The organism is uncultured Dubosiella sp., from assembly GCF_964018005.1.
GTDB lineage: Bacteria > Bacillota_I > Bacilli_A > Erysipelotrichales > Erysipelotrichaceae > Dubosiella > Dubosiella muris.
This window is the reverse complement of record NZ_CAXHOA010000009.1, coordinates 19,956-43,610: the sequence shown is the minus strand read 5'-3', so window position 1 is coordinate 43,610 and position 23,655 is coordinate 19,956. Positions and strand designations below refer to the sequence as shown.

Below are 23,655 nucleotides of genomic sequence, written 5' to 3'. Positions count from 1 at the left end.
TTTCCTGTCGGGATTTTCTTGTGTCGCTTCACTCGTCGGCGAGCTTTTCCCCTTCGGCGAGGAACGTTTCGTAGTCGATTTTGTTGCGAATCGTCTGCATGTGGGTGTCGAGCAGCGAGCTGATTTCCGCGCACTGGAACAAATGTTCCGAAAGCGACTCGACGAGTTCGTTGGACAAGTCCTTTTTGTAGCGCATCTGGTGTTCGAGCGAGGCCCAGAACTCCATCGCGATCGTGCGTAGCTGCACTTCGACTTTCATCATTTTCTTTTCATGCATCAAAAAGATGGGCGTCTCCACGATTAGATGGAGCGAGCGGTAGCCATTGGGCTTGGGGTGGCGGATATAGTCCTTCTTTTTGACGAGCCGCACGTCGTCCTGTTCCAAAAACGCCTTGGCGAGCCGGTCGATGTCGTCGATAAACGAGCAGACGACGCGCACGCCGGCCACGTCGAGCACTTCGTTTTCGATGTTTTCCTTCGTGAGCGCGAGGCCTTTGCGCTGGAGCTTGTTCGTGATGCTTTGGGGCGACTTGAGCCGCGTCTGGATGTCGTTGATGGGATTGCGGTCGTTTAGAAGCGCGCATTCATCCGCTAAAATCTGGAACTTCGTTTCCACTTCGCGTAAAGCCGAACGATAATACGTCATCCACGTCAAAAACTCCTGCGACTTGGCCTGGAATTTTTCCAGGATCTCAGGATTGGGCTTTTCAATGTCCCGTTCCCATTTTTCCTTCCATGTTGTCATTTCTCTTTCCTGAACTTTCCTTTTCTTTATTCACTCATAAAACCGCTTTGGCGAACGCATTGTTTCAAATACGGAATTTCCCGCTCGGAAACCGCCACATCGTGGAAGTAGAGCGTGCGGTTGTCGTAACGAAGCATCGCTTCCAAAACGTAGTAGCCGTCTTCCATCCAGTCGTCGAACCAGATGCTTTTGCCATCCACCAGCTCGGGCTCCTGTTCCTCGAGCGCCTTTCGATTCGTCACGATGTCCGGGTGCGTGCTGGCCTGGATGAGCCACGACCACTGCCCGTCGTCGGTATACGGTGCCATGAGATTGACCGATTTCGTAATGGGGTCATAGCTTCGTTCCGCGGCGCCGGGCGCGACGATTCTGGCGTCGTCGAACAAATGGTATACGTCTTCGGTTCGGTACTGGATCGCGTCCTTTTCCATTTTTGGCGCGTCTTTGAGCTTGTTTTCCCGGCCAAGCAAGTCGACCAGCTCGGTGTATTCCTTGACGGGAAGCGGCAGCTCCGGATCTTTTTCATGGGCGATTTCCAAGTCGTCGCACACTTCGTTGGCGACTTTTTTCGTCTGCTCGTTCATGTTCGTGTAGGCGCCCACGCCTTCTTTGGCCAGTAGCGTCAAGGCCGCGTTGCGGTAAAACCGGGCGTCCCGGTCCCAGTCGTTCCATACGTAAAACGCGTCCATCAAATCGTGCAGCTCCTTGTGCATGAACGTGTCGCGGTCCATGTCGCCAATCGAAGTCAGCACGCGGTTTTCCTTTTCCATAGGCAAAAAGTACGTTTCGTCGTACAAGTAGTTTTTTTGGCGAAACGCGGGATCGGTCAGCAGCAGCTTGCGTATGTAGTCGAGCTCGTTTTCATACACATGATGCAGGCGGTGGAAATCCTCGTCATTGGCGTACTCCAAATCGTCGATCAGCTCGTACTCGCCGGGCACTTCCTCCTCGATGTCTTTGAACAAGTCGACGACAAACGCGTGGAAGCCCGCGCCGGCGTGGCGGGTGTTGGCGGTCATGACCATCGTCATGTCGTCTTCGGTCACGACGATTTTCCCTTGCGGACACACGAGGATCTCGACGCTGGCGCCCCGGTCCTCGATTTGCACGCCTTCGCGCTCGCACAAGGCGCCGAGCACTTCATACAGTTCATTCATTTCTTTTTCATTGCGGTCTTTGCATATGAGTTGTACATACATTTTTCTATTCCTCCAAAAAAAGACACCGAAGTGTCTTGTATCATTCCACGGCAATCATACGATACACATCTTTGGGCTCGCCCGCTTCCTTCGTGCTCGTCACATCCGAGCCCGGAACGTAGTGGACGTCCTTCATTTTTATCATCGTACATTTCGCGTTCGTTTTAAAGTTGGACGCTTCGCTGCTGTCGGCGTATTCCATCGCGGCGTTCATCGTGTAGCCGTCGTACTCTTTGTCAAGATACGACACTTTGGCCGGCGCCATGTCGGTGAGCTTGACGTTCACGACTTGCGGCAGCGCCGCTTTTCCCTCGTTCGTTAAAATCTGGGCGTAGTTGTTGTAGTAGTAGTATTTGGCGTATTCGGAAAACGCTTCGACGCTGGCGGAAGGAATGTAGTCCAGTCCGCCAATGTCGCCGTCGTTGTCTTTGTTGGACAGCGTGAAGAAATCGGCGAGAAACGCCTTCGCGACGGCTTCGGCTTGTTTTTGGTCCGCCGCCCCCAGCGTGGCGGTGACGTCGTCGTACGTCTTGGCGATGTACTGGGTCGGATCCTCGGGCGCCCAATACGTGTCGTTTTCCTTCACGGTGTACTTGACGGCCTTTTCCTCCGTCTTTTCGCGATCGGCTTGTTTGCCGCTAGAACACGCGCTTAGCGGCATGGCGAAGGCGAGCAGGCCGGCCAGCACAAAAGCGCGCGTATATTTACAAATTGCATTCATTGTGGTTCCTCATCTCTAATCAAGTCCTAGTATACCACATGCGCGCACCCAAGACTATGGTGGCCAAAAACGAATCCCTTCTTTCTTCCACAGCGATTGTTTAGGCTTTTGGGGGCGTTTCGAGTATAATGAAAGCGACGCAAAGGAGCTGTTTTATGAATCAAATCGCAAAGGACTGGGTCGATTACGAAGTCATCGACACCGGCAATAAAGAAAAGCTGGAACGCTGGAACGACGTCGTGCTGCGCCGTCCCGATCCGGTCGCCATCTGGCCGATCGAGCAGGAAACGCCATGGAACAAGGCGGACGCCGTCTACCATCGTTCCAACAAGGGCGGCGGCAGCTGGGAATACAAAAAACAATTAAAAGAGGAATGGACGATCGCGTACAAAGACTTGCGGTTCAAGATTTCCCCGACCGGCTTCAAGCACACAGGCCTGTTTCCTGAGCAGGCAAGCAACTGGGATTTTATGATGGACACGATTCGAAAGGCGGAAAAAAACGGCAGAAAGGACATCAAGATCCTCAACCTGTTCGCCTACACGGGCGGCGCGACGATGGCGTGCGCCAAAGCGGGCGCGGCGGAAGTCGTGCACGTGGACGCATCCAAAGGCATCAACGAATGGGCCAAGGAAAACATGCGCCTCAACCACCTCGAAGACCATACGATCCGCTTTATCGTGGACGACGTGCTGAAATTCATCCAGCGCGAGATCCGTCGCGGACGCAAGTACGACGGCATCGTCATGGATCCGCCAAGTTACGGGCGCGGGCCGAAAAACGAAGTGTGGAAGCTGGAAAACCAGCTGTACGAGCTCGTGAGCGAGGCGGCCAAGCTGCTCAGCGACGATCCGTTGTTTTTGATTGTCAACTGCTACACGACGGGCTTTTCGCTTTGCACGCTCGACGAGGTGCTCAAGCGGGCCATCAAACAAAAGGGAGAAATCGAAGTGGGGGAAAACCTGCTCCCGGTTACGACCAACGAGGGCGTTCTGCCGTGCGGCATCTTCGGGCGCTGGACACCGGACAAGAAATAGACAAAAAGGAGCAAAAAACGCTCCTTTTTTCTATCTCATTTTTTGTATAGACTCAAAAACAAATACATCAAATCGGCGACGACGAAGCCGATGGCCGCGTACCCGAACCACGCGCCAGACAGGCGGGTTTGAAAGAAAATACAGCCAAGCTGAAACAGTAAAATTCCTTGCACGATCAAAGCCAAAATCGAAAAGAAGCGACGAACCACCCTTTTAGCCGATGGGTTTCCAGAAGCAAAAAACCGATATTGGAAAATTTGAATTTCCCCGCTTCGCTTCCACTTTCCAAGCCGATTTTTTGGAACAAAACCGATAATCCCATAAGCAATCCGTAAAGCAGGAAAACAAACGCCGAATTTTGAAGATCGCCTTGTTCGGACATTCCAATCAAATACAAATGGATCGGCTTACCAAAATTCAATATGAAAATCAGCAGGGCGAGTCCTGTGTTCAATATTCCAATCATCTTTAGTGCTTTTGTCATTTTACGCTCTCCTTTCCTTCTAAAAAAATTCCTTGTTTTTATGGCGTAATGATACAATATATATGTATTTATGTCTATGTTCTTTTTGAGCAAAACAAAGATAAAAAAGAAAGAATTTCAATATATAATATATAAACAAAAGGAAGAAACGATTCAAAGATGAAAATAAACACAGCCTTTTATCCGTTATACACGCAGTATTTACGGCAATACTATGAAATTTCCCAGAAAGATTTAGCGAAAAACACCGGAATCAGCAACTCTTCTTTGAGCAAAATCGAGGCCGGCAAACAAGAAATGGATGACGCGACGTTTAAAAAAGCCATTTCTTTTTTTGAAAATCTTGATCCTGATTTTCATTTTTCATTTGATCTCTCTTTAGTGGATCATGCAGACGCGTTTGTCTTCAAATGCATTCAGTCTTTGATTTTTGTCACTTACCCTTCTTCTATGTATGAAATAGAGAATTTTATTGATCATTCACAATACAGGGATTCCTTCGCCTTCTTTCATTATTTGGTAGTTCAAAATATATACGAATGCATTCAGGAAAAAGACTGTATGGAATCCACTCAATATTTGATTGATTCAAATTTTTTTGTCGACCCTCGATACTATGCCCTTTTATATGACATAAACGGTGCTTCCGGTTCCCTTAAAAACGATCAAATGTTTATGAGACAAATTCAGTCTTTCCAAAAAGCACTTGGTTTTTGTCATGGAGCAAATTGTGATGGCCTACGCGGACTGATTCTTTACCATCTCATTCTTATTTATAAACAATATAAATGTTTAGGCGCTTTTCAATATTTAGAAGAATGCGAACACAGTCTGGAAAAAGCGGGCGCTTATCGTCGATTACTTTATGCGAAGCTAAACAAAGGAAATTTTTATATAAAGCTAGGTCTCTATCCTCTAGCTCAGGAAATATATAGGAATCTTGAACATTCTCAATCTCAAATTGATGAAAAAGAAATAATTTCTAGAATTTGCGCGAGCTCTTCCTGGTGTTCCCTCCTGCAAGGGAAATACGAAGAAGCGATAGAGAAAGCCCGAAAAGCGGAACGATTAGGCAGCCGGTTTCCCGATATTTATATCACCTTCGCGTATGGCTACTACAAACTAGGGGATATCCAATCGGCCAGACAGTCGATTACTCGTTTTCGACATTCTTTTTCATCCGACCCTCGTGTGAATTTCATCAACTCGTTTTTCACCATTTTGGAACGTATAATGGATGATAAAAACGTGCCGGATTATTTGATTGAGCGACTTTTTAAAAAACTGCCCGATTTTCGGGATGTGGAACTCGAGATGGTTTTGTATCCCCTGCTATCGGACTACTATTGTTCCCTGGGTTCGTTTCAGGAAGCGTATCGCATACAAAAACGCTGGAATGACTATTTGCAGTTTGCGAATCTTTAAAAGAAAAAACAATTCGCCGCCTTTATCTATCAAATTATTTTCGCATAGGACTTTGCCAGAAGAAGATCTTGCATAGTAAAATATAAACAAATCGAGAAACGCGATAGCCCAAATAAGGAGGAATGAAGATGCCATTTACTGAAATATGTATTTATCAAGTCAAACCGCAAAAGGTGGAAGAATTTGAGGCTCTGATGCTTGAAGTCAAAAGCCTTTTGGAAAAACAAGAAGGATTGCTTTTGCTTCGATTCGCCAAAAGAGGATATCGTATCGACATGGAGCAAATTAAGGAAGGTCTTCCGCCACTTCAAATCAAACGAATTGTAAAAAGCGTGAAATATATGCTGTACTGGGAATTTGACACGAAAGAAAACTACGGCATTGCGCAAAAAAAGCTTTATGACAGCTATTGGAAATCCATTGAAAAATGTTTAATCGCTCCTCACGACAAATATTTAGGCGAGCGCTTATTTTAAGAATCGAATCGCATACAAAAACGTGATTTTGGTTGCGCAAAATCACGTTTTCATTTCCTCCCGTATTTCCATTAAGGCAAAACCAAGCCGGTTTTCCCCTTTCCAGCGTCGCATGTCGAAACGGTTGGGATCGTGCATGGACAAGCCAATTCCCCATACCCGGTCTTTTACGGCGCACTCCACAATGATCTGATCGCCCGTTTCCAAATGGTGTCGTCATAGCCTTCCACTTCCCGTCCAAGCCGTTTGATTTGCGCGGGATCGCTGGATGCCAAAATCAAATCGGCCCGCTTTTGGTCGTGAAAGCGAATGGCCTTGTTCCACATCATGTATTGTTCGACCGATGTAAAGGTTTGTCCATTCTCGGCAAAATTTGACTCATACCAGTTGGCTAAATAGCCGTTGGGCTCATCCACATTGTGAAAACAAATCATGCTGGTTTCCTCCAACCTTATCCACGGCTAGACGCAAATCGAGATCATGCACTCCCGGGTACGCTTTTTTCAAAAAATCAAAGGGAACTTGACGAATGGTTTCTTCACTGGACAATTTGTTTTCCCATTGAAACAGCGCGTAAAATTCTCCCATCCATTCAGGGACAAATCCAAAAAGAGTTTTCCCTTTTTTCACTTTATAGCCATCCGCCTTTTGAAAATATTCCCACAAAGTCACTGGATCCATTGTGTTTACGTACGGCTGCCCATCGTCAATAAATCGACGGGTCTTGCTTTTCATATACGTTTCCACAAAATTTTTGAAAATCGGCTTCGGGAAATGTCTCCGCCACATACTCGAATAATTTTCCTTGGGTTTCCACCACATCGTCTAAGTAAACTTCTGCATAAGGTTTCATATTTTCTCCTTCAATACATCGCTAAATACATGCGTAACGGTATTTCGATCGGATTCAATCAGCTCTTTCATCTTTCTTCGAGCCTCTTGATCCCGCTGTGAATATTTCGCATTGAATATTTCAAAAGGAACTTCAATCCCTTCTTGTTTAAGAATCTTTTTTTCTTTTTTAAGATATCATGCTTTCTAAATTCCTACAAAAAATACAGTTTCTCCTATTGAGAAGTCCGATCAATAAAAAACATACGTTTTGTCACGTTTTTCCCATCTTCTCCAACAACAACGTTTCCAGCGCCTTGGGCACATGCCTGGCGCTACGCACCGCCAGCAAGCCGTTTTCCTTCAGCCTCTCGATCGGAAACTCGTCGTCGTACCGTTTGATTTTCCTTAGCTTCATTCGTTTGGCTTTCTCGTCGGCTTCCACGACCTGACACGCGAACCGGATTTTCTGAATCGGCGCGCTCAAATAAATAAACACCAGATCGCCCTTTTGCATGCTCGCCTTGCGATGCCACGTGATCGTGTCGCTTTCCCTGAACGCTTTTTCCACATCGTACACGCTCGGCTTGGATGGAATGACCCAGCTTTTCGCGCTCGTCTGCGTCAGCCTGTGACTCTCCCCGACCCGCTCCATGATCTCGATATCCGGCAAGGTGTCATCGAGCCGGATCGAGATCCAGTACGTCTTGTTCATATGGTACGCCGGCTCGTATCCTTCTCGTTCCAGCAGCGTTTTCACACGCTCCTTGTCCAGCTTCACGTTCAATAACGTCGTTTTGTCCTTGCGCGCCAGCACGATGCCATACCACTTGTCGTTGTCCGGGTTGCGAAAGACGCCCGTCTGCTCGTCGTTCTTGAACAAAAATTGCGGCTCGTCGCCATACGCCTCCAAAATACGATGTGCGATCCGGTTCGCCTGCGCGTTGTCGAACCACACGTCCTCGAAGGCTTCCTGCGCGATTGTCTTCAACACCCGCTCGATTTCCTCCTTCATGCGCAGCGCGAACTCCCCGTCCGTCACTTTGTAGCCGATGTACTCCTCGCCAAACGCCACGTCCAACACGTGAAACGACGGGACTTCGTTTTCGACGCGCACGACAAGCTCAAAGTCGCCCGCCATAATTGGCACGCGCTTTTCCCACACTCCGTTTTTGTTTTCAAAGCCAGCCTCTTCCAGTTTGGATCCAACCGGCCGCTTCCTTCTCCATGCTTGTTCCATAGTTTTACTCTACCAAATTCCACCCAAAAGAAAAGACCGGTTTCCCGATCTTTGTGCTCTTATTGCGCCGCCTGCACAGTGTCGCCAAAGTTTTCCGCGATAAACGCCTTGATGTCATCCGACTTCAGCACTTTGACAAGCTCCTGCACCGCTTCGTTGTCCTTGTTGCTTTCTTTGACCGCGATCACGTTGGCGTACAGTTTCGCCGCGTCGCTGTCGGCCGCCTCCTGCGCGCGTAAGGAATCCGTGATATCCGCGTCCAGCGCGTAGTTTCCATTCACGACAATAACATCCGCGTCCTGCAGTCTTGCCGGAATTTGATCCGCCGCGATCTCGACGATTTCCACGTTTTTCGGATTGTCCTTAATGTCGGCCACCGTCGCCTTGTCGATCGTCGCATCGTCGTTAAGCGTGATAATGCCCAGATCCTGCAGCAATAGCAGCGCTCTGGCCTCGTTGGTCGCGTCGTTTGGCACGACGATTTGCGCGCCCTCGTTCAAGTTGTCCAAATTGACCTCTTCCACTTCTTGCGAGTACACGCCCATTGGCTCGTAGTGGATCGAGCCCGCGCTCACCAGGTAGCCGTCGTCGCCTTCAGCCAGGTTGCTGTCGGCGTTATAGCTGTCCAAATACGGCTGGTGCTGGAAATAGTTGGCATCCAGCGAGCCGTCGCTCGTCGACGGGTTGATGTTTGGATAATCGGAAAATTCCGTAATGTTCAGCGTGTAGCCGTCTTTTTCCATGATCTTTTTCGCCTCTTCCAAAATCACCACGTGCGGCGACGTCGTCGCGCCCACGTTGATCGTCTTCGATTCCGCGTCGCTTCCGCCTTCGCTTGATCCGCAAGCCGTCAAAGCCAAAGCCAGTCCGGCGGCAGCCGCCAGTTTGAAAAATTTGTTCATCTCATTGTCCTCCTCTGTTGTTTTCTTAAAACTCAATGGGTCGTTTTTTCGACCAGTTTATTACCAATCGACTGAATAATCGAAATGATAATCAAAATCACGATCACAACCGTGTACGTGATGTCGTACATGTTGCGCTGTCCGTAGCGGATGGCCATGTCGCCCAGTCCGCCGGCTCCAACCGCGCCCACGATCGCGATCTGCCCAATCAAGGCGATCAGCGTGATCGTGATGCCGCGAATCATACCCGGAATGTTCTCATGCAAGTACACCTGGAAGATGATTTGCATCGGGGACATCCCCATCGAAATGCTCGCCTCGATGATGCCGTCGTCGATTTCCATCATCGCCGACTCCATCTGCCGGGCCATGAACGGAATCGTCCCGACCACAAGCGGCACGAGCGCGCCGTTGATGCCAATCGTCGTGTTGAAAATCAAACGCGACAGGAAGTAAAGCATCGGCACCAAAATGATAAACGGAATCGCCCGGAACAAGTTGATGATCTTGTCCAGCACGAAGAACACCACCTTGTTTTCCAAAATCCCGCCCTTGCGCGTCACGACGATGACGACGCCAAGAATGAGTCCAAGCACGAGCGAAATGATGCCCGAGTACGCCAGCATGACAAGCGTGTCCACGATCGCCTTCGGAAACTGGTGGGCGTACTTCACGACGTTTGGAATGAAATCAATCAATATGTCCACGTTTCAACACCTCCACATAAACGCCTTCCTCGCGGCAGCGCTCCAGCGCCTCCTTGATCTTGCCATCCTCGCCGGTAAACACGGTCACCAGCGTGCCCAGCGGCGCGTCCTTGATGACTTCCACGTTGCCAAAGACGATCGAGCAGTCGACGCCGTAGTTTCGCGAAATTTGCGAAATGAGCGCCTCCTTCGTATTTGCCGACGTGTATTTAAGCCGGACAAGCTGCTGGTTCGGCTCGAGCTGCGTCAGCGGATGCTTCTGGGCGATCAGCTCGTTGATCTTGTTCGAATTGTTCGTCGTATTGATAAAGTTTTGCGTGATCTCTTCGATCGGGTTGACGAAAATCGGCACGATGTCGTTTTTCTCGACGACGCGCCCGTTTTCCATGACCGCCACCCGGTCGCAAATTTCCTTGACGACCAGCATCTCGTGCGTGATCATCACGACCGTGATGTTCATTTCCTTGTTCACCTTTTTAATGAGCTTTAAAATGCTTTGCGTCGTCTGCGGATCCAGCGCGCTGGTCGCCTCGTCGCACAGCAGCACCTTCGGGTCGCTCGCCAGCGCCCTGGCAATCGCCACGCGCTGCTTTTGCCCGCCCGACAGCTGCGACGGGTACGAGTCCTTGCGCTCCACAAGGTCGATGAGCTCCAGCAGCTCGATGACCTTGCGGTCGATTTCCTTTTTATCCTTTTTCATCATCCGCAGCGGCAGGGCGATGTTTTCGTAAATCGTCTTCGCCCGCAGCAAATTGAAATGCTGAAAGATCATGCCCATTTTCTGACGCTCGGCCCGCAGCTCCGAAGGGGAAAGCTCAAGCAGGTTTTTGCCGTCGAAAATGACCTTGCCGTCTTCCGGCCGCTCCAGAAGGTTGATGCAGCGCACCAGCGTCGATTTCCCGGCCCCGGAAAACCCGATGATGCCGTAAATCTGCCCTTCCTTGATATCCAGACTGACATCCTTGACCGCGTGGACATCGCCATCCTTCGTTTGAAATGTCTTTGTGACATGTTCGAGTCGGATCATTGTATCCATCCTTTCCAAAAAAAAACTTCCGCCCGCATAGGGCGAAAGTGAATTTCGCGTTACCACCTATTTTCGTCCTCTCCTCGCGGAAAAGACCTCCTCAAGTACAACCATACTCTATCACGATAACGGGCGAAACCGTCGCGACCTACATTTCGATCACGCAACTCCAAGACCATGTTCATCCAACGCTTCACGCTTTCTTCCACCAGCCGAAAGCTCTCTATCCATCCGGGTTGGACTACTCTTCTTTTCAACATCAATTTGTAGTTAGATATTAACAGTTTTACAAAATCATGTCAAAGACTTTCTGAAAAAATTTTCAGCACCGCAATATCTCCGGATAAAACTGAATGCCGCTCTTGATCATCCGGTGGATGCCCTGCTTGCCAACCTGGGAAAAATACTCCTCGATCGTCGGCGCTCCTAGCACAAGCAAATCGCCCTGCCGGCCTTTTTCGATCACGCCCAAATCGCGCAAGCCAAACTCCCAGGCCGGGTTGCACGTCATCGCCCGCAGCAAATCGCTCGCCCCGACACCCCGGTACACGTAAAGCACGAACGCGAGCGGCTGCATCGAGTACATCTTGTGCGGCAGGGAGTTCATCCCGCACGACAACAAAAACGGAATGCGGATCTTCTCGTCCGGAATGCCTTGAATGACCGGCATCCGCGGGTTGTGCCTGGACGTCAGCACTTCCTGAAACAGCTCCTTTCGCCGCATCGAAGGGTCTTTACTGATGAGCGTCAGGATCCCGTTCATCCGCATCGCGTACAAGGCGTCCGACACCTTGCGCATCCGGTCCCCGTCCAGCTCGTCGAGCGGACTGTTGAAATGGCAGTCGATAAACGCCGGCACGACGCATTCCCCGCGCGCGTCCAAGACCCGCGTCGCGTCGTCGATCCATTTCTTAGGATCGTGATGGCCGAAATCAATGATCTTATCATGGTGAAGCGCGATAAAAGCATGATGTTCGATTCGATTCTTTTGATTGCATGTATATAGATTTTCTATATTTTTTATTAAAAGAGTTGCTTTCATACGTTCTCCTTTTTTATAATTGGCAAAAGAAATGGGGGATTTAATGCTTTGGAAATTCAAAAAACGGCCCGTCGTCGTGACCGTTCACGGATTTGGCGCCCGCACATCGCACGAAATGGATGATTTGGCCGCCTTCCTAAAACAAAACCACTACGACGTCGTTCAATTCAATTTATACGATATCAACGATCCGACCGACGCGAACATCAAGGCGTGGATCGAACGCGCCGAGCAGGCGCTCCAAAACGCGTTTCGCAAAACCGACGAAGTGTATTTGCTCGGGTTCAGCATGGGCGGCGTGATCGCCAGCTATCTGGCCACGCTCTTTCCCGTCAAATGCCTGATCCTCGTGGCGCCGGCTTTCCACTACATCAATTTGCAGATGGCCAAGACCGCGACCAAAAAGACGTTTTCATCTTCGTCCTCTTCCAGCAAGGTGTCGCCAAGCCGCGCCCAGACAAAGGCCTTCACCGAAATCGTCAACATGTACAAGGAGTCCATCGCGCACATCGAATGCCCCGTCCTTATCCTGCATGGCACAAAGGACGAGGTCATCGACTATTCCAGCTCGGTTTCCGAATACAAGCGCATTCCGCACGAGCGCAAGCGTCTGCTCCTTGTCGAAGGCGCGCCGCACCGCATGCTTTACACGAAAGCGTTCGAAAACACCGCGTTTCAAATCATTCTCGCCATGCTTCAGGGAAAGCTACTCTAGCTTTCCCTTTTTTTAGCGATACTGCTCCAGCAGCCGCAGTTTGAGATCCAGCAGTTTTTCCGACAAGTCCACATAGTATTCCTGCGGAAAGGCGAATCGTTTGATCTCGTCCCAAATCGTGTCCAGCTCGCTCTTGCTGTAGGCGCGAACCGCCTCCAGCGACGGCAAGTCGTACACCAGCTCGCCCGCCTTGAAAACCGGAACGAGCAGCGGACGCACATCGTATGTCCCGCCCGGAATGACTTTGTACTTCCACCGGTTCATCGGATGGAAAATCCGCAAATCCGCATTTGTATCAATCGTTTCCTCTTGCAGCGTCATCAAATCCGCGATCGCCATCTTCGTTTCCCGATCGTAAATACGATACAAGTCTTTCACACCCGGATTCGTCACCTTGCCCACGTTGTCGCTAATCTTGATTTTCGGAATCCACCGCCCGTCTTCCTTGATGGCGACCATCTTGTACACGCCGCCAAACACCGGCGAATTTTTAGAGCAAATCAAATTCTCGCCCACGCCAAACGCATCGATTTTCGCGCCCTGCTGGCGAATGAGCGACTCGATCACGTACTCGTCCAGCGAGTTGGACACGACAATGGCGCAATCCTCCATGCCCGCCGCGTCCAGTCTGGCCCGCACTTTCTTTGACAAATACGCCATGTCGCCGCTGTCGATCCGCACCCCTTTGAGCCGGTACCCGTTCGGTTCCAAATAGTCCTTCGCCACTTTGATCGCGTTCTCGATGCCCGATTTCAGCGTCGAGTACGTGTCGATGAGCAGCGTGCACGCGTCTGGATACGTCTTGGCGTAATACAAAAACGCGTCGTACTCGCTTGGAAAGCTTTGAATGAACGAATGCGCCATCGTTCCCAGCACCGGAATTTGGAACTTCTCGCCGGCGTACGTCGTCGCCGATCCCGCGCATCCGGCAATATACGCCGCCCGCGCACCGTAAATGGCCGCGTCGAAATTGTGGGCGCGCCGGGCGCCAAACTCCATGACGGCCCGTCCCTCGGCGGCCTGCACGATGCGGCGCGCCTTGGTCGCAATCAGCGTCTGGTGGTTGAGCGCGAGCAAAATCGCCGTTTCCACAAGCTGCGCCTCGATGATCTTGGCCCGCACGCGAATGAGCGGCTCATGCGGAAACACCGGCGTCCCTTCCGGAATCGCGTCGATGTCCCCGGTAAAGCGCACCGTGGACAAATACTCTAAAAATTCCGGGCTGAACTGGCCCAGACTCGCCAAATACTCGATGTCGCTTTTCGAAAAGTGGAGATTTTTCACGTATTCCACGACTTGTTCGAGTCCGGCCAGCACGCAAAGGCCTCCGTCATCCGGATTTTTCCGGTAAAATAAGTCGAAAACGACTTCGAGATCTTTGTTTTGATTAAAATAGCATTGACTCATCGTCAACTCGTAAAAGTCCATGACCAACGTCAGGTTTCTTGGTTCATCCATTGTTTAGTCCTCGATTCTTTCCGGAACCACGATTCCGTTGGCCGCCATGTTCGCCAGCGCCATCGCGTTCCACGCTTCGGCCTCGTGGGTTCCATCGAGATGAAACGTTTCCACGGCGTTGGCCGGCACGATGACCCGGTGGTTTCGATCGTCGTTTTCATTCAAATAGCTTTGTAGCGAAAGCGCGAACTGAAGCACGCACAAATCCGTGCAGCACCCCGTGATCACAAAATCGCGGTACGTTTCCAAAAGCTCCGGAAGCCGCTGTTGAAACGCCGGCGCCATGAACGTGTTCGTGCTGTTTTTAGGCAGCACGTCCCGGGCGTATGGCGACAAGGCGTCGATCACCGCCGCCTCATGACTGTCCTGCACGCAATGGGGCGGATACGCCGCGAACTCGCGCGCGTCGCCCGTATGGCTGTCGCACACAAAAACGGCTGGATAGCCTTTGTCCCGGATCAGTTTTTCGATCGCCGGGACGATCGTTTCGATTCGTTTATCGCTCAACGCTCCTTCGTGTAAGAACCCGTTGACCATGTCCACGACGAACACGACCGGTTTGTCCAGCGAAAGCGCGGTTTCTTTTTTTCTATTTTCTTTTGTCATTTCTGACCTCTTTTCCGTGCCTCAATTATAACATAGAAAAGGAAGTTCCAAGAACTTCCTTCCGTGTCAAATTATTCTTCCGAGGCCGCTTCCCCGTCTTTTTTCGCTTCGTCTTCCTCGATCGCCATTTCCAGCGTGTCGTCGACTTGCGGGTTCATGGACGCTTTCAAACGCGTTTCCAGCTCCTCTTTCAGTTCCGGATGCGTTTTGATATACTCCTTGGCCGCTTCCTTTCCCTGTCCGACTTTCTCGCCTTCGTACGAGTACCAGGCGCCGGCCTTTTTCAAAATACCGGCTTCGACGCACAAGTCGACCAGCTCCGAAATGTACGACACGCCCTCGCCATACATGATTTCGAGAACCACGTTTTTAAACGGAGGCGCCACCTTGTTTTTGACGACCTTGACCTTGACTTTGTTTCCGACGATATCCGATCCGTTTTTGATCGCGTCCGCCTTGCGGATGTCGATCCGCACCGACGAATAAAACTTCAAGGCGCGTCCGCCCGGCGTCGTTTCCGGATTGCCATACATCACGCCCACTTTTTCACGTAGCTGGTTGATGAAAATCGCCGTACATTCATTGTGGTTCATCAAACCGGCCAGCTTTCGCATCGCCTTGGACATCATTCGCGCCTGGGCGCCCACCTGCATGTCTCCCATCTCGCCATCCAGCTCGACCTGGGGCACGAGCGCCGCCACGCTGTCGACCACGACCAGGTCGACGGCGCCGCTTTCGATGAGCATGAGCATGATGTTCAATCCCTGCTCGCCCGAATCCGGCTGGGACAAAATCAAATCGTCGATATCGACGCCAAGCTTTTTCGCGTAAACCGGGTCGATCGCGTTTTCCGCGTCGATAAACGCCGCGCGTCCGCCTTTTTTCTGCACTTCCGCGATCGCGTGGAGCGCCAGCGTCGTCTTACCGCTCGATTCCGGTCCGAAGATCTCGATGATCCGTCCCTTCGGATAGCCGCCGATTCCCAGCGCCTGATCCAAAAGCAGGCTTCCCGAAGGAATCGGCTCGACGTCCGTCGCCGCCCGGTCCCCCAGCTTCATGATCGCGCCTTTTCCGTATTCGCGCTCGATCTCGTTCAACACATCTTTTAACAGTTTGTCTTTATCTTTTACTTCTGCGGCCGCAGCTGTTGTCTTTTTTGCCATTCACTTTCCTCCTTCATGATGGTCAGCGTGTTGGCGACCATGTCCGCCACGACCCGCGCGCGGATCTCGTTACGCGCCAACCCATCCCATTGAAAACGAAAATCAAAAACCGTTCCTTCCCGTTTCGCCACGGCGCAATACACCAGCCCCGCCGGTTTGCCTTCCATTGCGGACGGCCCCGCGTTGCCCGTAAAGGAAACCGCGAAATCGACATCCATGAGCCGCTGGGCGTTGAGAGCCATCGCCCGCGCGCAAGGTTTGGATACGACGCCAAAGCGTTCGATAAGCAAAGCGGGCACGTCGAGCATCCGCTCTTTCATTTCCGTGAAATACGTCACGTACCCGCCCTTGAGCACCGCGCTGGCGCCAGGGCACGACGCGATCGTCGCGCTAAAGAGCCCCGCCGTCAAACTTTCGGCGCTGCCGATCGTCCAGCCATTTTGTCCGGCGACTTCGATCAATTCCTTGACGGCTTCCATCACATCGTCTCCAAAACGTATTTTTTCAGTTTTTGAAAATAAATCCATCCGCTATACACGGACACGATCGTCGCCGCCCACAACACGATTGAAGCCAGAGGCACGCCAATCAGGGCGAACGGCCAGTTGTTCAGCAACAGCAAAAGAATCGCGATCATCTGCAAAACCGTCTTGAGCTTTCCAAAAAAGCCCGCGCTGACGACTTCGCCGCTTTGCGCGGCGCTCATCCGCAGTCCGTCCACGATCAAGTCGCGCGCGATCATGATCAGCACCGCCACCACGTTGGCCGCGTGCGCCCAGACAAGCAAGATCAAAACCGTGTTCACGAGCATCTTGTCCGCGATCGGATCGGCGAATTTTCCAAACGACGTGATCCAGTTGTTTTTTCTCGCCAGCATTCCATCCAAATAGTCGGTAATCGACGCCAGAGCGAAAATGATCAAAACAAGAAGATTGCGCAAGCCCAGTCCCGTCGCCGCGTTGACGATGCCGGCATCCGCCGGCACGCACAAATACACCGCCACGACCACCGGCACGAGCGCGATCCGCAAAATCGTAAGTTTATTCGGCAGATTCATATGTCCTCCTATTCCCCATAGCCGTAAGGATCGCCGTAGCCATAGTCTGCGGCCTCCTCGCCATAGGCGTAGTCTTCCGTACTTCCATCATACCAGCTTGCGTCCCACTGGCCATATCCGTTTGATTCGTCCGCCACCGGCGCGCTTTGGCCAAACGCGAGTTCGATCTGCGCCGGCTCGTCCTGCCCGCCTTCCTTTGGCGTATACGCCACGACCTGGCCGTTGAGCGTGATGGAGTTGTTTTTGTAGGAGGAAATGACAAGCCGGTACGTCTCGGCCGATCCGATTTCCAGCACGGTGCTGAAATCGGCCGTCTGCGCCTGGTCGGCGTCGCCGGCCACCAGTTCTTCTCCTTTGTACACTTCTATTTTTGTTTCCGAAGGAACCGACACGTTTAACTGCACGGTCCAGGGCATCGCCTGATCGGAATGGATATATACGGTATCGGGAACATCGGCTGTCTCGCTCAAAGTCAATGCGGTCTTCGCCTCTTCGAGCCTGGCTTCTTTTCTCTGCTGCGACAAACGCTGCGTTTCCTGTTCTTTTTTTTGCAATTCAGCCTGACGGGCGGTTTCCCTCGCCTTCGCCTCGTTGGCGCTCAGCATCGAGCTGACCATGTTCGTCAGCAAAAAACCGCCAGCCACGATGACGATTCCCCACAAGGCAAGCGGGGACAGTTTCCGTTTCGACCAGTGCAGGGAGCGCGAGGCTCTGGAAATGCTCGACTGGAAATGCGACCGTTTTTTACGCGAGCGCTTGGACGCCTGCGCCTTGGGCATGTTTTCCACGATCCGCCGCTGCGCCTGGGTGAGCGCCATGTTTTTCTTGTGCGCGTGGTATTTGATCGTCTGGTCCACTTCGACCGAGATCGCCTCCCAGTTCACGCCGATGGCGTTGGCGTAGGCATGCACGAAATATCGGACAAATGAATAGTCATCTGAAAATACATCAAGATCATTTTCCTCGATGGCCGCGATGTACTCAGGCGCGAGCCGCGTCTGCACCGCCACATCTTGGATGGAGAGTTTTAAATCAATTCTTCGCTGTTTCAGGATTTGATAATATGTCATTAAAACTTCCCCTTTCAGTATTTTATTATACCAAATAAAACACGTGAAAAAAAGGACATATCATCCTTCACACTTTTCTCTTTTTAACCTCCTACCCTTTATATACGATAAAAAATCAAAAAAAGTCCCGTTCCATCAAAAAAAATTTTTCTCCCGTAAACAAACACATTATTTTCGGTAAACAGATTATATCACATCCAGTTTTACTGGGCAATCGTTTTTTCAAAAAAAGCCGAAAATCCGGCTTCTCTTCGTATTAGTCCTCCAAACGGGCGTCGATATCGGAAATCTGCTGCTCCAGCTCGTCGATAAAGTCTTCCTTATCGTCGATTTCCGCCTGAATGTCCGCCATCGTCGCTTCGCTGACAAGGCCGAACATGTCGTTTTGCAGACGCTCGATCTGCCGCTTCTGGTTGTTGATGAGCTCCACTTTTTTATTGCGGGCCTCCATCATTCTGGACTTCCAGTCCTGCTGACGCTGCTCGCTCATCTTTTTCAAACCGTCGAAATACAAGTCGTTGGCCGCTCTGAACTCCGCCCAGATCCGGTCGTCGTGCTCGCGTCCCGCGAAGCCGATCTTTTTCCAGTCGTTGGAAAGCTGCTTCATAAACTCCGTGTTTTCACGCGAGTACACGCCGCCGTCCGCGACCGCCTTGGCCTGCTCCACCAGCGCGCGTTTCTTGGCGTAGTTTTCCGAACGCGTCCGGGACAATTCGTCGTAATGCTCGTTGCGGCGCGTGTAAAATTCCTGACGGGCGTCGTTGAACTCGTGCCACAGGGCGTCGTCGACTTTGTTGCCGGCGTGGCCGATGCTCTTCCACTCGTCCATCAAGTTCTTCATCGCGTTGCTCGTTTTTTGCCACTCCGTGGAATCCTTCAATTCCCGGGCGCGCTCGATGAGCACTTCCTTCGCTTTTTTCGCCTCGTCGAACTGCGCGTGCATTTCCTCCCACGCCTCGTGCTTGCGCTGGTAGAAAATATCGCGGGCGGCCTGGAACTCGGCCCACAGTTTATCGTCCGTTTCCCGTCCGGCGTGACCCGCCTTCTTCCATTCGTCCATCAGCTCGTTGGCTTCCTTGCTCGCTTTATTCAAGTTGTCGGTCTGCGCCAGTTCCTGCGCGCGCTTCACCAGGTTTTCCTTGATCGTCTGCGCCTCTTTATACACTTCATTGCGTTTTGCATACACCGCGTCGAGAGCCGATTCAAACTCGTCTCTGAGCTGGTCTTCATAATCCGATTCCCAATAGTGGATTCGCTTCCATCTTCTCTTCAGGTTGGAGAGTTCGCGCTGCGTCTCGTTCCAGTTGGACGATTCGGCGAAATTCTTCGCCTCTTCGACTAATTCCTCCTTGAGCGAAATGTCCGCATCCATGTCTTCAACTTCGTACAATTCATCATTCATCTGTGCCATATGTTTCCTCACTCATATAGATTTACTATCTAATACATTATTTTACACGTCTTTACACAAATAAAAAAGGGATAAAACGAATTTTTTTCGAATTATCCATTTTTATGCAAATTTTCACGCGCGATCGAAAGCATCAGCTTGATCCGGTTTTCCTGATTCACCTTCGTCGCTCCCGGATCGTAGTCGATCGCCACGATGTTGGCTTGCGGATACGCCTTGCGCAGCGCCCCCATCATGCCTTTGCCCACGATATGGTTTGGCAAGCAGCCAAACGGCTGGGCGCACACGATGTTACCATACCCCGCCTCGGTCAGCTCGATCATCTCCGCCGTCAGCAGCCAGCCCTCGCCCATCTTGCAGCCGTTGCCGATAAACGGCGTCACGATCTGCTTCAAATGCGCATAGCTGGCCGGCGCCACAAACGATCCATCGCGCTTGACCGCCTGAATCAGCTCCGTTTCAAACCGCGTCAAGTAATTGAAAATGACATGCGTCGCCTGCTGGCTGAACCGGCTGCCGCCATACAGGCGCGTGTCCTCCATCGGCATGTCGATGGCATACAACAAAAACTGCATCACGCCCGGCACCATGACTTCGCACCCCTCGTCGCGCAAAAACCGCTCCAGGCCGTTGTTGGCCAGCGGCGAGTACTTGGCGTAAATCTCGCCGACGATTCCAACTTTGACCTTCGGCACGGCGTGACGCTCGATCGCCGAAAACTCCGCCACCATTTCCTGATAGTGGCGCGTCACCTGCTTGAGCGAAAAGCCCTCGTTTCCATCAAACCAGCGCGACGTGCGCTCGATCCACGACTCGACAAGTGCGTCGGTTTCACCGCAGGTGACTTCGTAAGGCCGCGTCTGGTTGGACAGCAGCATGAGCATGTCCCCGTACGCCAGCACCGCCAGCATCCGCCGCAGCATCGGGATCGTGATCCGAAACCCCGGATTGCTTTCGAGGCTGCTCAAATTGATCGTGACGACCGGCACCTGGCCAAGCCCGGCGTCCCGCAACGCCTTGCGCAGCAAATACGCGTAGTTGCTCGCCCGGCACCCGCCGCCGGTTTGCGTCATAAGCAGCGCGACGTGGTCCACATCGTAGCGGCCGCTCTTGAGCGCGTCGATCATCTGGCCGATCGTCAGCAGCGCCGGATAGCACGTGTCGTTGTGGACATAGCGCAAGCCTTGCTCCACGACGCCTGGCCCTTCGTTCATGAGCACCTCGATCCGAAAGCCGTAGCTGCGCAAAATGTTACGCAAAATTTGAAAATGCGTCGTCAGCATGTTTGGAAACAGCAACGTGTGCGTTTCCTTCATTTCCTTCGTAAACGGAATCGCCGCCACCCGTTCAGACATGCGTTCCACCTCGTTTCTCTTTCGCCGCCGCGAACAGCGAGCGCAGACGGATTTTCACCGCGCCCAGATTGGTGATCTCGTCGATCTTGATTTGCGTGTAAATCTTTCCATTCGACTCCAAAATCGCCCGGACCTCGTCGGTCGTGATCGCGTCCAGCCCGCAGCCAAACGAAACGAGCTGAACCAGGTCGATTTTATCGTATCCGCACGTGTTCACAAAATCCGCCGCGCTATACAGCCGGGCGTGGTAAGTCCACTGGTTGAGCACGTCGGTGTCGACCTTCTTCACCATATGCCCAAGCGAATCCTCGGAAAGCAGCACCGCGCCTTCCTGCGTGACAAATTTGTCGATACCGTGATTGACTTCCTCGTCCAAATGATACGGCCGCCCGCACAAGACGATGATCGGCAAATTCCGCTCGACCGCGTACTGGTACAACCGGTCCCCCTCGTTGTGAATCGTTTCCAAATGCGCCTCGTAGCGCGCGTACGCTTTTTCCGCCGCCTCGGCCACTTCCTTTTTCGAAAAGTCATGGTCGAACGCCTCGTTCAAAAACGCCCGGAAGTGCTTCGGGAAATCCTTGCGGCGGTGAATGCCTAAATACGGATGGAGCAGCCGCGCCCGGCTGCCGGCCGGCAGCGCGTTGCGCAGCACTTCAGGATAGTAGGCGACGACCGGACAGTTGTAGTGGTTGTCCGCCTTTTGCTCGTCCATGTTGTACGACAGGCAAGGATAGAAAATGTGTTCCACCCCTTTATCCAAAAGCGCCTTCAAATGTCCGTGCATCAATTTGGCCGGATAGCACACGGTATCGCTGGAAATCGTGTTTTGTCCGGCATGGTACAGCTTTTTGTTCGACTTGCCCGACAGCTCCACCCCGAATCCCAGCTCCGTCAGCAGCGTGTGCCAAAACGGAAGCAGCTCATATTCGTTCAGTCCCATAAGCAGCCCGATCGTCTCCAGGCGGCCCGGCTGCGACGAATACGCGTCCAGCAGTTTCTTTTTCACCTCGAACATCGACGGCAGCGCCGCGCCGGACTGCCCGCGCGTCGGCTTGTCGCACTGGTTGCCGCCAATAAAACGCCGGCCGTCCGAAAACGTGTTGATCGTCAAGCGGCAGTGGTTCGTGCACCCTTTGCACGTCGTCGCCATGACCTGGTGGCGGAAATTTTGGAGCGCCGGCCCATCCAGCAGCCCGCTGCGCTCCAGACGATGATCGAGCGCGTACAACGCGGCGCCATACGCGCCCATCAAACCGGAGAGCGCCGGTCGAATGACGTCGCGGCCGATTTCTTTTTCAAAGGCGCGCAAGACGGAATCGTTCAAAAAGGTTCCCCCCTGCACAATGACGTGGCGGCCGATTTCCTCTTTGTCCTTCATTCGAATGACTTTGTACAGCGCGTTTTTCACGACGCTGATCGACAAGCCGGCGGCGATGTTCTCTATCGTGGCGCCGTCCTTTTGCGCTTGCTTCACGCTGGAATTCATAAACACCGTGCAGCGCGAGCCCAAGTCGACAGGCCGGTTCGCGAACAGTCCCCGGCGGGAAAAATCCTCGATCGAATAGCCAAGCGCGCCGGCGAACGTCTGCAAAAACGAGCCGCATCCCGAGGAGCAAGCCTCGTTTAAAAAGATATTGTCGATCGCCCCGTTGCGAATTTGAAAACACTTGATGTCCTGCCCGCCAATGTCGATGATGAAATCGACATCCGGATCGTATTGTCTGGCCGCGGTGTAATGGGCGATCGTCTCGACGAGTCCGTAATCGGCGTGGAACGCGTTTTTAATGATTTCCTCCCCGTATCCCGTCGTGGCGCTGCCAACGATTTTCGCTTGGGGGAACGCCGCGTACAGCTGCTCCAAAAACGATTTCACAAGCGGAACCGGATTGCCGGCGTTAGGCATATAGCGCGAAAACACGACGTGGCGGCGCGTGTCGATCGCGACCGCCTTCAACGTGGTCGATCCCGCGTCGATGCCGACCGCCAGCTCGACCGGCTTTGCGCTCGATGTCGTGATTTGCTGGTCCTGCTTCGAATGTCTGGCGGCAAACGCCTCGTATTCCGCCTCGCTTTCAAAAAGCGGCGCGCACGCGGCGTACTGGTCGCTGGCCGTGTAGCTTGCCAGCGCGCCCAGCAAGGCGTCAAACGAAAACGTCTTGTCCTGCGAAAGCAAAGCCGCTCCGTATGCCACAAAGTACAGGGAATGCTTCGGGCACGTTCCTTTTAAGCGCAACGCGTCGTCGAAAGTGGCGCGCAAGGCGGAAAAAAAGGTGAGCGGACCGCCTAAATACACGACGCGGCCTTCGATTTGGCGGCCATGCGCCAGGCCCGCGATCGTCTGGTTGGCGACCGCCGTAAAAATCGACGCCGACACGTCCTCTTTCGTCGCCCCCTGGTTGAGCAGCGGCTGGACGTCGGACTTGGCGAACACGCCGCAGCGCGAGGCGATGCTGTAAATCTTTTTGTGGTTTGTCACCAGGGCGTTCATTTCGTCTTGCGAAATATCCAAAAGCGTCGCCATCTGGTCGATGAACGCTCCGGTTCCCCCCGCGCAGCTGCCATTCATGCAAACATCCATCGCGCCGGACAAAAAAAGGATTTTCGCGTCCTCCCCGCCCAGCTCGATGACGACATCGGTTCCCGGCAGCAGCGCGTTGACGGCTTCCCGGGTCGCGTACACCTCCTGGGCGAACGGAATGCCCAGATCTTGCGCGAGCCCCATGCCGGCCGAGCCGGATATACACAATCGAATGGTCGCTTGATCGGGAAACATGCGCTGGATTCCCGACAGCATTTCGATGACTTTTAACGTGATTTGAGAATAATGGCGTTCATACTGCTGGTACAAAATCGCGCCCGATTCGTCCAGCACTACGCTTTTCAATGTCGTTGAGCCTACATCTAAGCCAATTCTGATCATAAAGTCCCTCCTTTTCTCGGAAAGTATAGCACATTATATACTTTTTTCGCCCGTCGTGACA

General features: G+C 52.3%; 25 protein-coding genes, 1 pseudogene and 1 other annotated feature. Of the genes and pseudogenes, 4 read left to right on the top strand and 22 right to left on the bottom strand.

The window, feature by feature from the left end:
* Positions 1 to 28: 28 nt before the first annotated feature.
* Genes ABNS49_RS07555 through ABNS49_RS07545 form a run of 3 tightly spaced genes read right to left on the bottom strand, consistent with a single transcriptional unit; the run spans position 29 to position 2,665 of the window.
* Complete coding sequence (locus ABNS49_RS07555; RefSeq protein WP_135979578.1) at positions 29 to 745, bottom strand: GTP pyrophosphokinase family protein; 717 nt, start codon at positions 743 to 745, stop codon at positions 29 to 31.
* A gap of 26 nt (positions 746 to 771) precedes the next feature.
* Positions 772 to 1,944, bottom strand: coding sequence for a hypothetical protein (locus ABNS49_RS07550; protein ID WP_135979579.1), 1,173 nt, complete (start codon positions 1,942 to 1,944; stop codon positions 772 to 774).
* Positions 1,945 to 1,984: 40 nt separating this feature from the next.
* Positions 1,985 to 2,665 carry a hypothetical protein gene (locus tag ABNS49_RS07545; RefSeq protein ID WP_135979580.1) on the bottom strand — a complete coding sequence of 227 codons (681 nt, stop codon included), beginning with the start codon at positions 2,663 to 2,665 and terminating at the stop codon, positions 1,985 to 1,987.
* 155 nt (positions 2,666 to 2,820) lie between these two features.
* On the opposite strand from ABNS49_RS07545, the gene ABNS49_RS07540 reads away from it, so the two are divergent.
* Positions 2,821 to 3,702: a class I SAM-dependent methyltransferase gene (locus ABNS49_RS07540; protein ID WP_135979581.1), complete on the top strand. Its 882-nt coding sequence runs from the start codon at positions 2,821 to 2,823 to the stop codon at positions 3,700 to 3,702.
* A 35-nt stretch (positions 3,703 to 3,737) separates the two neighbouring features.
* On the opposite strand, the gene ABNS49_RS07535 is transcribed toward ABNS49_RS07540, so the two are convergent.
* Entirely contained in the window at positions 3,738 to 3,881 is a 144-nt protein-coding gene (locus ABNS49_RS07535; RefSeq protein WP_348688153.1) for a hypothetical protein, read from the bottom strand.
* Complete coding sequence (locus ABNS49_RS07530) at positions 3,878 to 4,186, bottom strand: hypothetical protein (protein WP_348688152.1); 309 nt, start codon at positions 4,184 to 4,186, stop codon at positions 3,878 to 3,880. Before ABNS49_RS07530 ends, ABNS49_RS07535 begins: the two co-directional genes overlap by 4 nt.
* Before the next feature lie 159 nt (positions 4,187 to 4,345).
* Between ABNS49_RS07530 and ABNS49_RS07525 the strand changes: the two genes are divergently transcribed.
* Positions 4,346 to 5,611: a helix-turn-helix domain-containing protein gene (locus tag ABNS49_RS07525; RefSeq protein ID WP_135979583.1), complete on the top strand. Its 1,266-nt coding sequence runs from the start codon at positions 4,346 to 4,348 to the stop codon at positions 5,609 to 5,611.
* A gap of 128 nt (positions 5,612 to 5,739) precedes the next feature.
* Positions 5,740 to 6,087, top strand: coding sequence for a hypothetical protein (locus ABNS49_RS07520; RefSeq protein ID WP_135979635.1), 348 nt, complete (start codon positions 5,740 to 5,742; stop codon positions 6,085 to 6,087).
* A gap of 42 nt (positions 6,088 to 6,129) precedes the next feature.
* Here ABNS49_RS07520 and ABNS49_RS07515 read toward each other — a convergent pair.
* From ABNS49_RS07515 to ABNS49_RS07480, 8 genes and pseudogenes are all read right to left on the bottom strand, one after another.
* Positions 6,130 to 6,521 (bottom strand): annotated as a pseudogene (locus tag ABNS49_RS07515) (NADAR family protein).
* Positions 6,496 to 6,822, bottom strand: coding sequence for a hypothetical protein (locus ABNS49_RS07510; protein WP_288342129.1), 327 nt, complete (start codon positions 6,820 to 6,822; stop codon positions 6,496 to 6,498). The pseudogene ABNS49_RS07515 and the gene ABNS49_RS07510 overlap by 26 nt, the downstream one beginning before the upstream one ends.
* A complete protein-coding gene (locus ABNS49_RS07505) occupies positions 6,794 to 6,940 on the bottom strand; it encodes a hypothetical protein (RefSeq protein ID WP_277820756.1) in 147 nt (48 codons plus the stop codon). The genes ABNS49_RS07510 and ABNS49_RS07505 overlap by 29 nt, the downstream gene beginning before the upstream one ends.
* A 252-nt stretch (positions 6,941 to 7,192) precedes the next feature.
* A complete protein-coding gene (locus ABNS49_RS07500) occupies positions 7,193 to 8,158 on the bottom strand; it encodes an MmcQ/YjbR family DNA-binding protein (RefSeq protein WP_288342132.1) in 966 nt (321 codons plus the stop codon).
* A 59-nt stretch (positions 8,159 to 8,217) separates the two neighbouring features.
* Positions 8,218 to 9,060, bottom strand: a complete 843-nt coding sequence (locus tag ABNS49_RS07495) for a MetQ/NlpA family ABC transporter substrate-binding protein (RefSeq protein WP_135979585.1) — start codon at positions 9,058 to 9,060, stop codon at positions 8,218 to 8,220.
* Between the two features lie 32 nt (positions 9,061 to 9,092).
* The gene (locus ABNS49_RS07490; protein ID WP_277820757.1) at positions 9,093 to 9,767 is read right to left on the bottom strand and encodes a methionine ABC transporter permease; all 675 of its coding nucleotides are present in this window, start codon (positions 9,765 to 9,767) and stop codon (positions 9,093 to 9,095) included.
* Complete coding sequence (locus ABNS49_RS07485; protein WP_135979586.1) at positions 9,751 to 10,794, bottom strand: ATP-binding cassette domain-containing protein; 1,044 nt, start codon at positions 10,792 to 10,794, stop codon at positions 9,751 to 9,753. Before ABNS49_RS07485 ends, ABNS49_RS07490 begins: the two co-directional genes overlap by 17 nt.
* 34 nt (positions 10,795 to 10,828) lie before the next feature.
* Positions 10,829 to 11,060, bottom strand: a binding site (T-box leader).
* A gap of 56 nt (positions 11,061 to 11,116) precedes the next feature.
* A complete protein-coding gene (locus tag ABNS49_RS07480; protein WP_135979587.1) occupies positions 11,117 to 11,836 on the bottom strand; it encodes an amidohydrolase family protein in 720 nt (239 codons plus the stop codon).
* Positions 11,837 to 11,879: 43 nt separating this feature from the next.
* On the opposite strand from ABNS49_RS07480, the gene ABNS49_RS07475 reads away from it, so the two are divergent.
* Positions 11,880 to 12,551: an alpha/beta fold hydrolase gene (locus ABNS49_RS07475; RefSeq protein ID WP_277820758.1), complete on the top strand. Its 672-nt coding sequence runs from the start codon at positions 11,880 to 11,882 to the stop codon at positions 12,549 to 12,551.
* Between the two features lie 12 nt (positions 12,552 to 12,563).
* Here ABNS49_RS07475 and ABNS49_RS07470 read toward each other — a convergent pair whose 3' ends face one another.
* From ABNS49_RS07470 to ABNS49_RS07430, 9 genes are all read right to left on the bottom strand, one after another.
* Entirely contained in the window at positions 12,564 to 14,009 is a 1,446-nt protein-coding gene (locus ABNS49_RS07470; RefSeq protein WP_135979589.1) for a nicotinate phosphoribosyltransferase, read from the bottom strand.
* Positions 14,010 to 14,012: 3 nt separating this feature from the next.
* Entirely contained in the window at positions 14,013 to 14,615 is a 603-nt protein-coding gene (locus tag ABNS49_RS07465; protein WP_135979590.1) for an isochorismatase family cysteine hydrolase, read from the bottom strand.
* A 71-nt stretch (positions 14,616 to 14,686) separates the two neighbouring features.
* Positions 14,687 to 15,778: a recombinase RecA gene (recA, locus tag ABNS49_RS07460; RefSeq protein ID WP_135979591.1), complete on the bottom strand. Its 1,092-nt coding sequence runs from the start codon at positions 15,776 to 15,778 to the stop codon at positions 14,687 to 14,689.
* The gene (locus ABNS49_RS07455; RefSeq protein WP_135979592.1) at positions 15,742 to 16,257 is read right to left on the bottom strand and encodes a CinA family protein; all 516 of its coding nucleotides are present in this window, start codon (positions 16,255 to 16,257) and stop codon (positions 15,742 to 15,744) included. The genes recA and ABNS49_RS07455 overlap by 37 nt, the downstream gene beginning before the upstream one ends.
* Positions 16,257 to 16,835, bottom strand: coding sequence for a CDP-diacylglycerol--glycerol-3-phosphate 3-phosphatidyltransferase (gene pgsA, locus ABNS49_RS07450; protein ID WP_135979593.1), 579 nt, complete (start codon positions 16,833 to 16,835; stop codon positions 16,257 to 16,259). Before pgsA ends, ABNS49_RS07455 begins: the two co-directional genes overlap by 1 nt.
* An 8-nt stretch (positions 16,836 to 16,843) precedes the next feature.
* Positions 16,844 to 17,905, bottom strand: coding sequence for a helix-turn-helix domain-containing protein (locus tag ABNS49_RS07445; RefSeq protein WP_135979594.1), 1,062 nt, complete (start codon positions 17,903 to 17,905; stop codon positions 16,844 to 16,846).
* Positions 17,906 to 18,161: 256 nt separating this feature from the next.
* Positions 18,162 to 19,316 carry a DUF349 domain-containing protein gene (locus tag ABNS49_RS07440; protein WP_277820759.1) on the bottom strand — a complete coding sequence of 385 codons (1,155 nt, stop codon included), beginning with the start codon at positions 19,314 to 19,316 and terminating at the stop codon, positions 18,162 to 18,164.
* A 92-nt stretch (positions 19,317 to 19,408) separates the two neighbouring features.
* Positions 19,409 to 20,671 (bottom strand): 2-hydroxyacyl-CoA dehydratase, encoded by a 1,263-nt coding sequence (locus ABNS49_RS07435; RefSeq protein ID WP_135979595.1) that lies wholly within the window; start codon positions 20,669 to 20,671, stop codon positions 19,409 to 19,411.
* Positions 20,664 to 23,594 (bottom strand): acyl-CoA dehydratase activase-related protein, encoded by a 2,931-nt coding sequence (locus tag ABNS49_RS07430; RefSeq protein ID WP_348688151.1) that lies wholly within the window; start codon positions 23,592 to 23,594, stop codon positions 20,664 to 20,666. Before ABNS49_RS07430 ends, ABNS49_RS07435 begins: the two co-directional genes overlap by 8 nt.
* Positions 23,595 to 23,655: the final 61 nt, after the last annotated feature.

Bases quoted from the DNA above. Each gene is read 5' to 3' on its own strand.
- ABNS49_RS07555 (WP_135979578.1), bottom strand. From the start codon at position 745: ATGACAACATGGAAGGAAAAATGGGAACGGGACATTGAAAAGCCCAAT.
- ABNS49_RS07470 (WP_135979589.1), bottom strand. From the start codon at position 14,009: ATGGATGAACCAAGAAACCTGACGTTGGTCATGGACTTTTACGAGTTG.
- ABNS49_RS07500 (WP_288342132.1), bottom strand. From the start codon at position 8,158: ATGGAACAAGCATGGAGAAGGAAGCGGCCGGTTGGATCCAAACTGGAA.
- ABNS49_RS07530 (WP_348688152.1), bottom strand. From the start codon at position 4,186: ATGACAAAAGCACTAAAGATGATTGGAATATTGAACACAGGACTCGCC.
- ABNS49_RS07550 (WP_135979579.1), bottom strand. From the start codon at position 1,944: ATGTATGTACAACTCATATGCAAAGACCGCAATGAAAAAGAAATGAAT.
- ABNS49_RS07520 (WP_135979635.1), top strand. From the start codon at position 5,740: ATGCCATTTACTGAAATATGTATTTATCAAGTCAAACCGCAAAAGGTG.
- ABNS49_RS07445 (WP_135979594.1), bottom strand. From the start codon at position 17,905: ATGACATATTATCAAATCCTGAAACAGCGAAGAATTGATTTAAAACTC.
- ABNS49_RS07525 (WP_135979583.1), top strand. From the start codon at position 4,346: ATGAAAATAAACACAGCCTTTTATCCGTTATACACGCAGTATTTACGG.
- ABNS49_RS07480 (WP_135979587.1), bottom strand. From the start codon at position 11,836: ATGAAAGCAACTCTTTTAATAAAAAATATAGAAAATCTATATACATGC.
- pgsA (WP_135979593.1), bottom strand. From the start codon at position 16,835: ATGAATCTGCCGAATAAACTTACGATTTTGCGGATCGCGCTCGTGCCG.
- recA (WP_135979591.1), bottom strand. From the start codon at position 15,778: ATGGCAAAAAAGACAACAGCTGCGGCCGCAGAAGTAAAAGATAAAGAC.
- ABNS49_RS07510 (WP_288342129.1), bottom strand. From the start codon at position 6,822: ATGAAAAGCAAGACCCGTCGATTTATTGACGATGGGCAGCCGTACGTA.
- ABNS49_RS07475 (WP_277820758.1), top strand. From the start codon at position 11,880: ATGCTTTGGAAATTCAAAAAACGGCCCGTCGTCGTGACCGTTCACGGA.
- ABNS49_RS07505 (WP_277820756.1), bottom strand. From the start codon at position 6,940: ATGAAACCTTATGCAGAAGTTTACTTAGACGATGTGGTGGAAACCCAA.
- ABNS49_RS07440 (WP_277820759.1), bottom strand. From the start codon at position 19,316: ATGGCACAGATGAATGATGAATTGTACGAAGTTGAAGACATGGATGCG.
- ABNS49_RS07485 (WP_135979586.1), bottom strand. From the start codon at position 10,794: ATGATCCGACTCGAACATGTCACAAAGACATTTCAAACGAAGGATGGC.
- ABNS49_RS07545 (WP_135979580.1), bottom strand. From the start codon at position 2,665: ATGAATGCAATTTGTAAATATACGCGCGCTTTTGTGCTGGCCGGCCTG.
- ABNS49_RS07430 (WP_348688151.1), bottom strand. From the start codon at position 23,594: ATGATCAGAATTGGCTTAGATGTAGGCTCAACGACATTGAAAAGCGTA.
- ABNS49_RS07435 (WP_135979595.1), bottom strand. From the start codon at position 20,671: ATGTCTGAACGGGTGGCGGCGATTCCGTTTACGAAGGAAATGAAGGAA.
- ABNS49_RS07495 (WP_135979585.1), bottom strand. From the start codon at position 9,060: ATGAACAAATTTTTCAAACTGGCGGCTGCCGCCGGACTGGCTTTGGCT.
- ABNS49_RS07540 (WP_135979581.1), top strand. From the start codon at position 2,821: ATGAATCAAATCGCAAAGGACTGGGTCGATTACGAAGTCATCGACACC.
- ABNS49_RS07455 (WP_135979592.1), bottom strand. From the start codon at position 16,257: ATGGAAGCCGTCAAGGAATTGATCGAAGTCGCCGGACAAAATGGCTGG.
- ABNS49_RS07465 (WP_135979590.1), bottom strand. From the start codon at position 14,615: ATGACAAAAGAAAATAGAAAAAAAGAAACCGCGCTTTCGCTGGACAAA.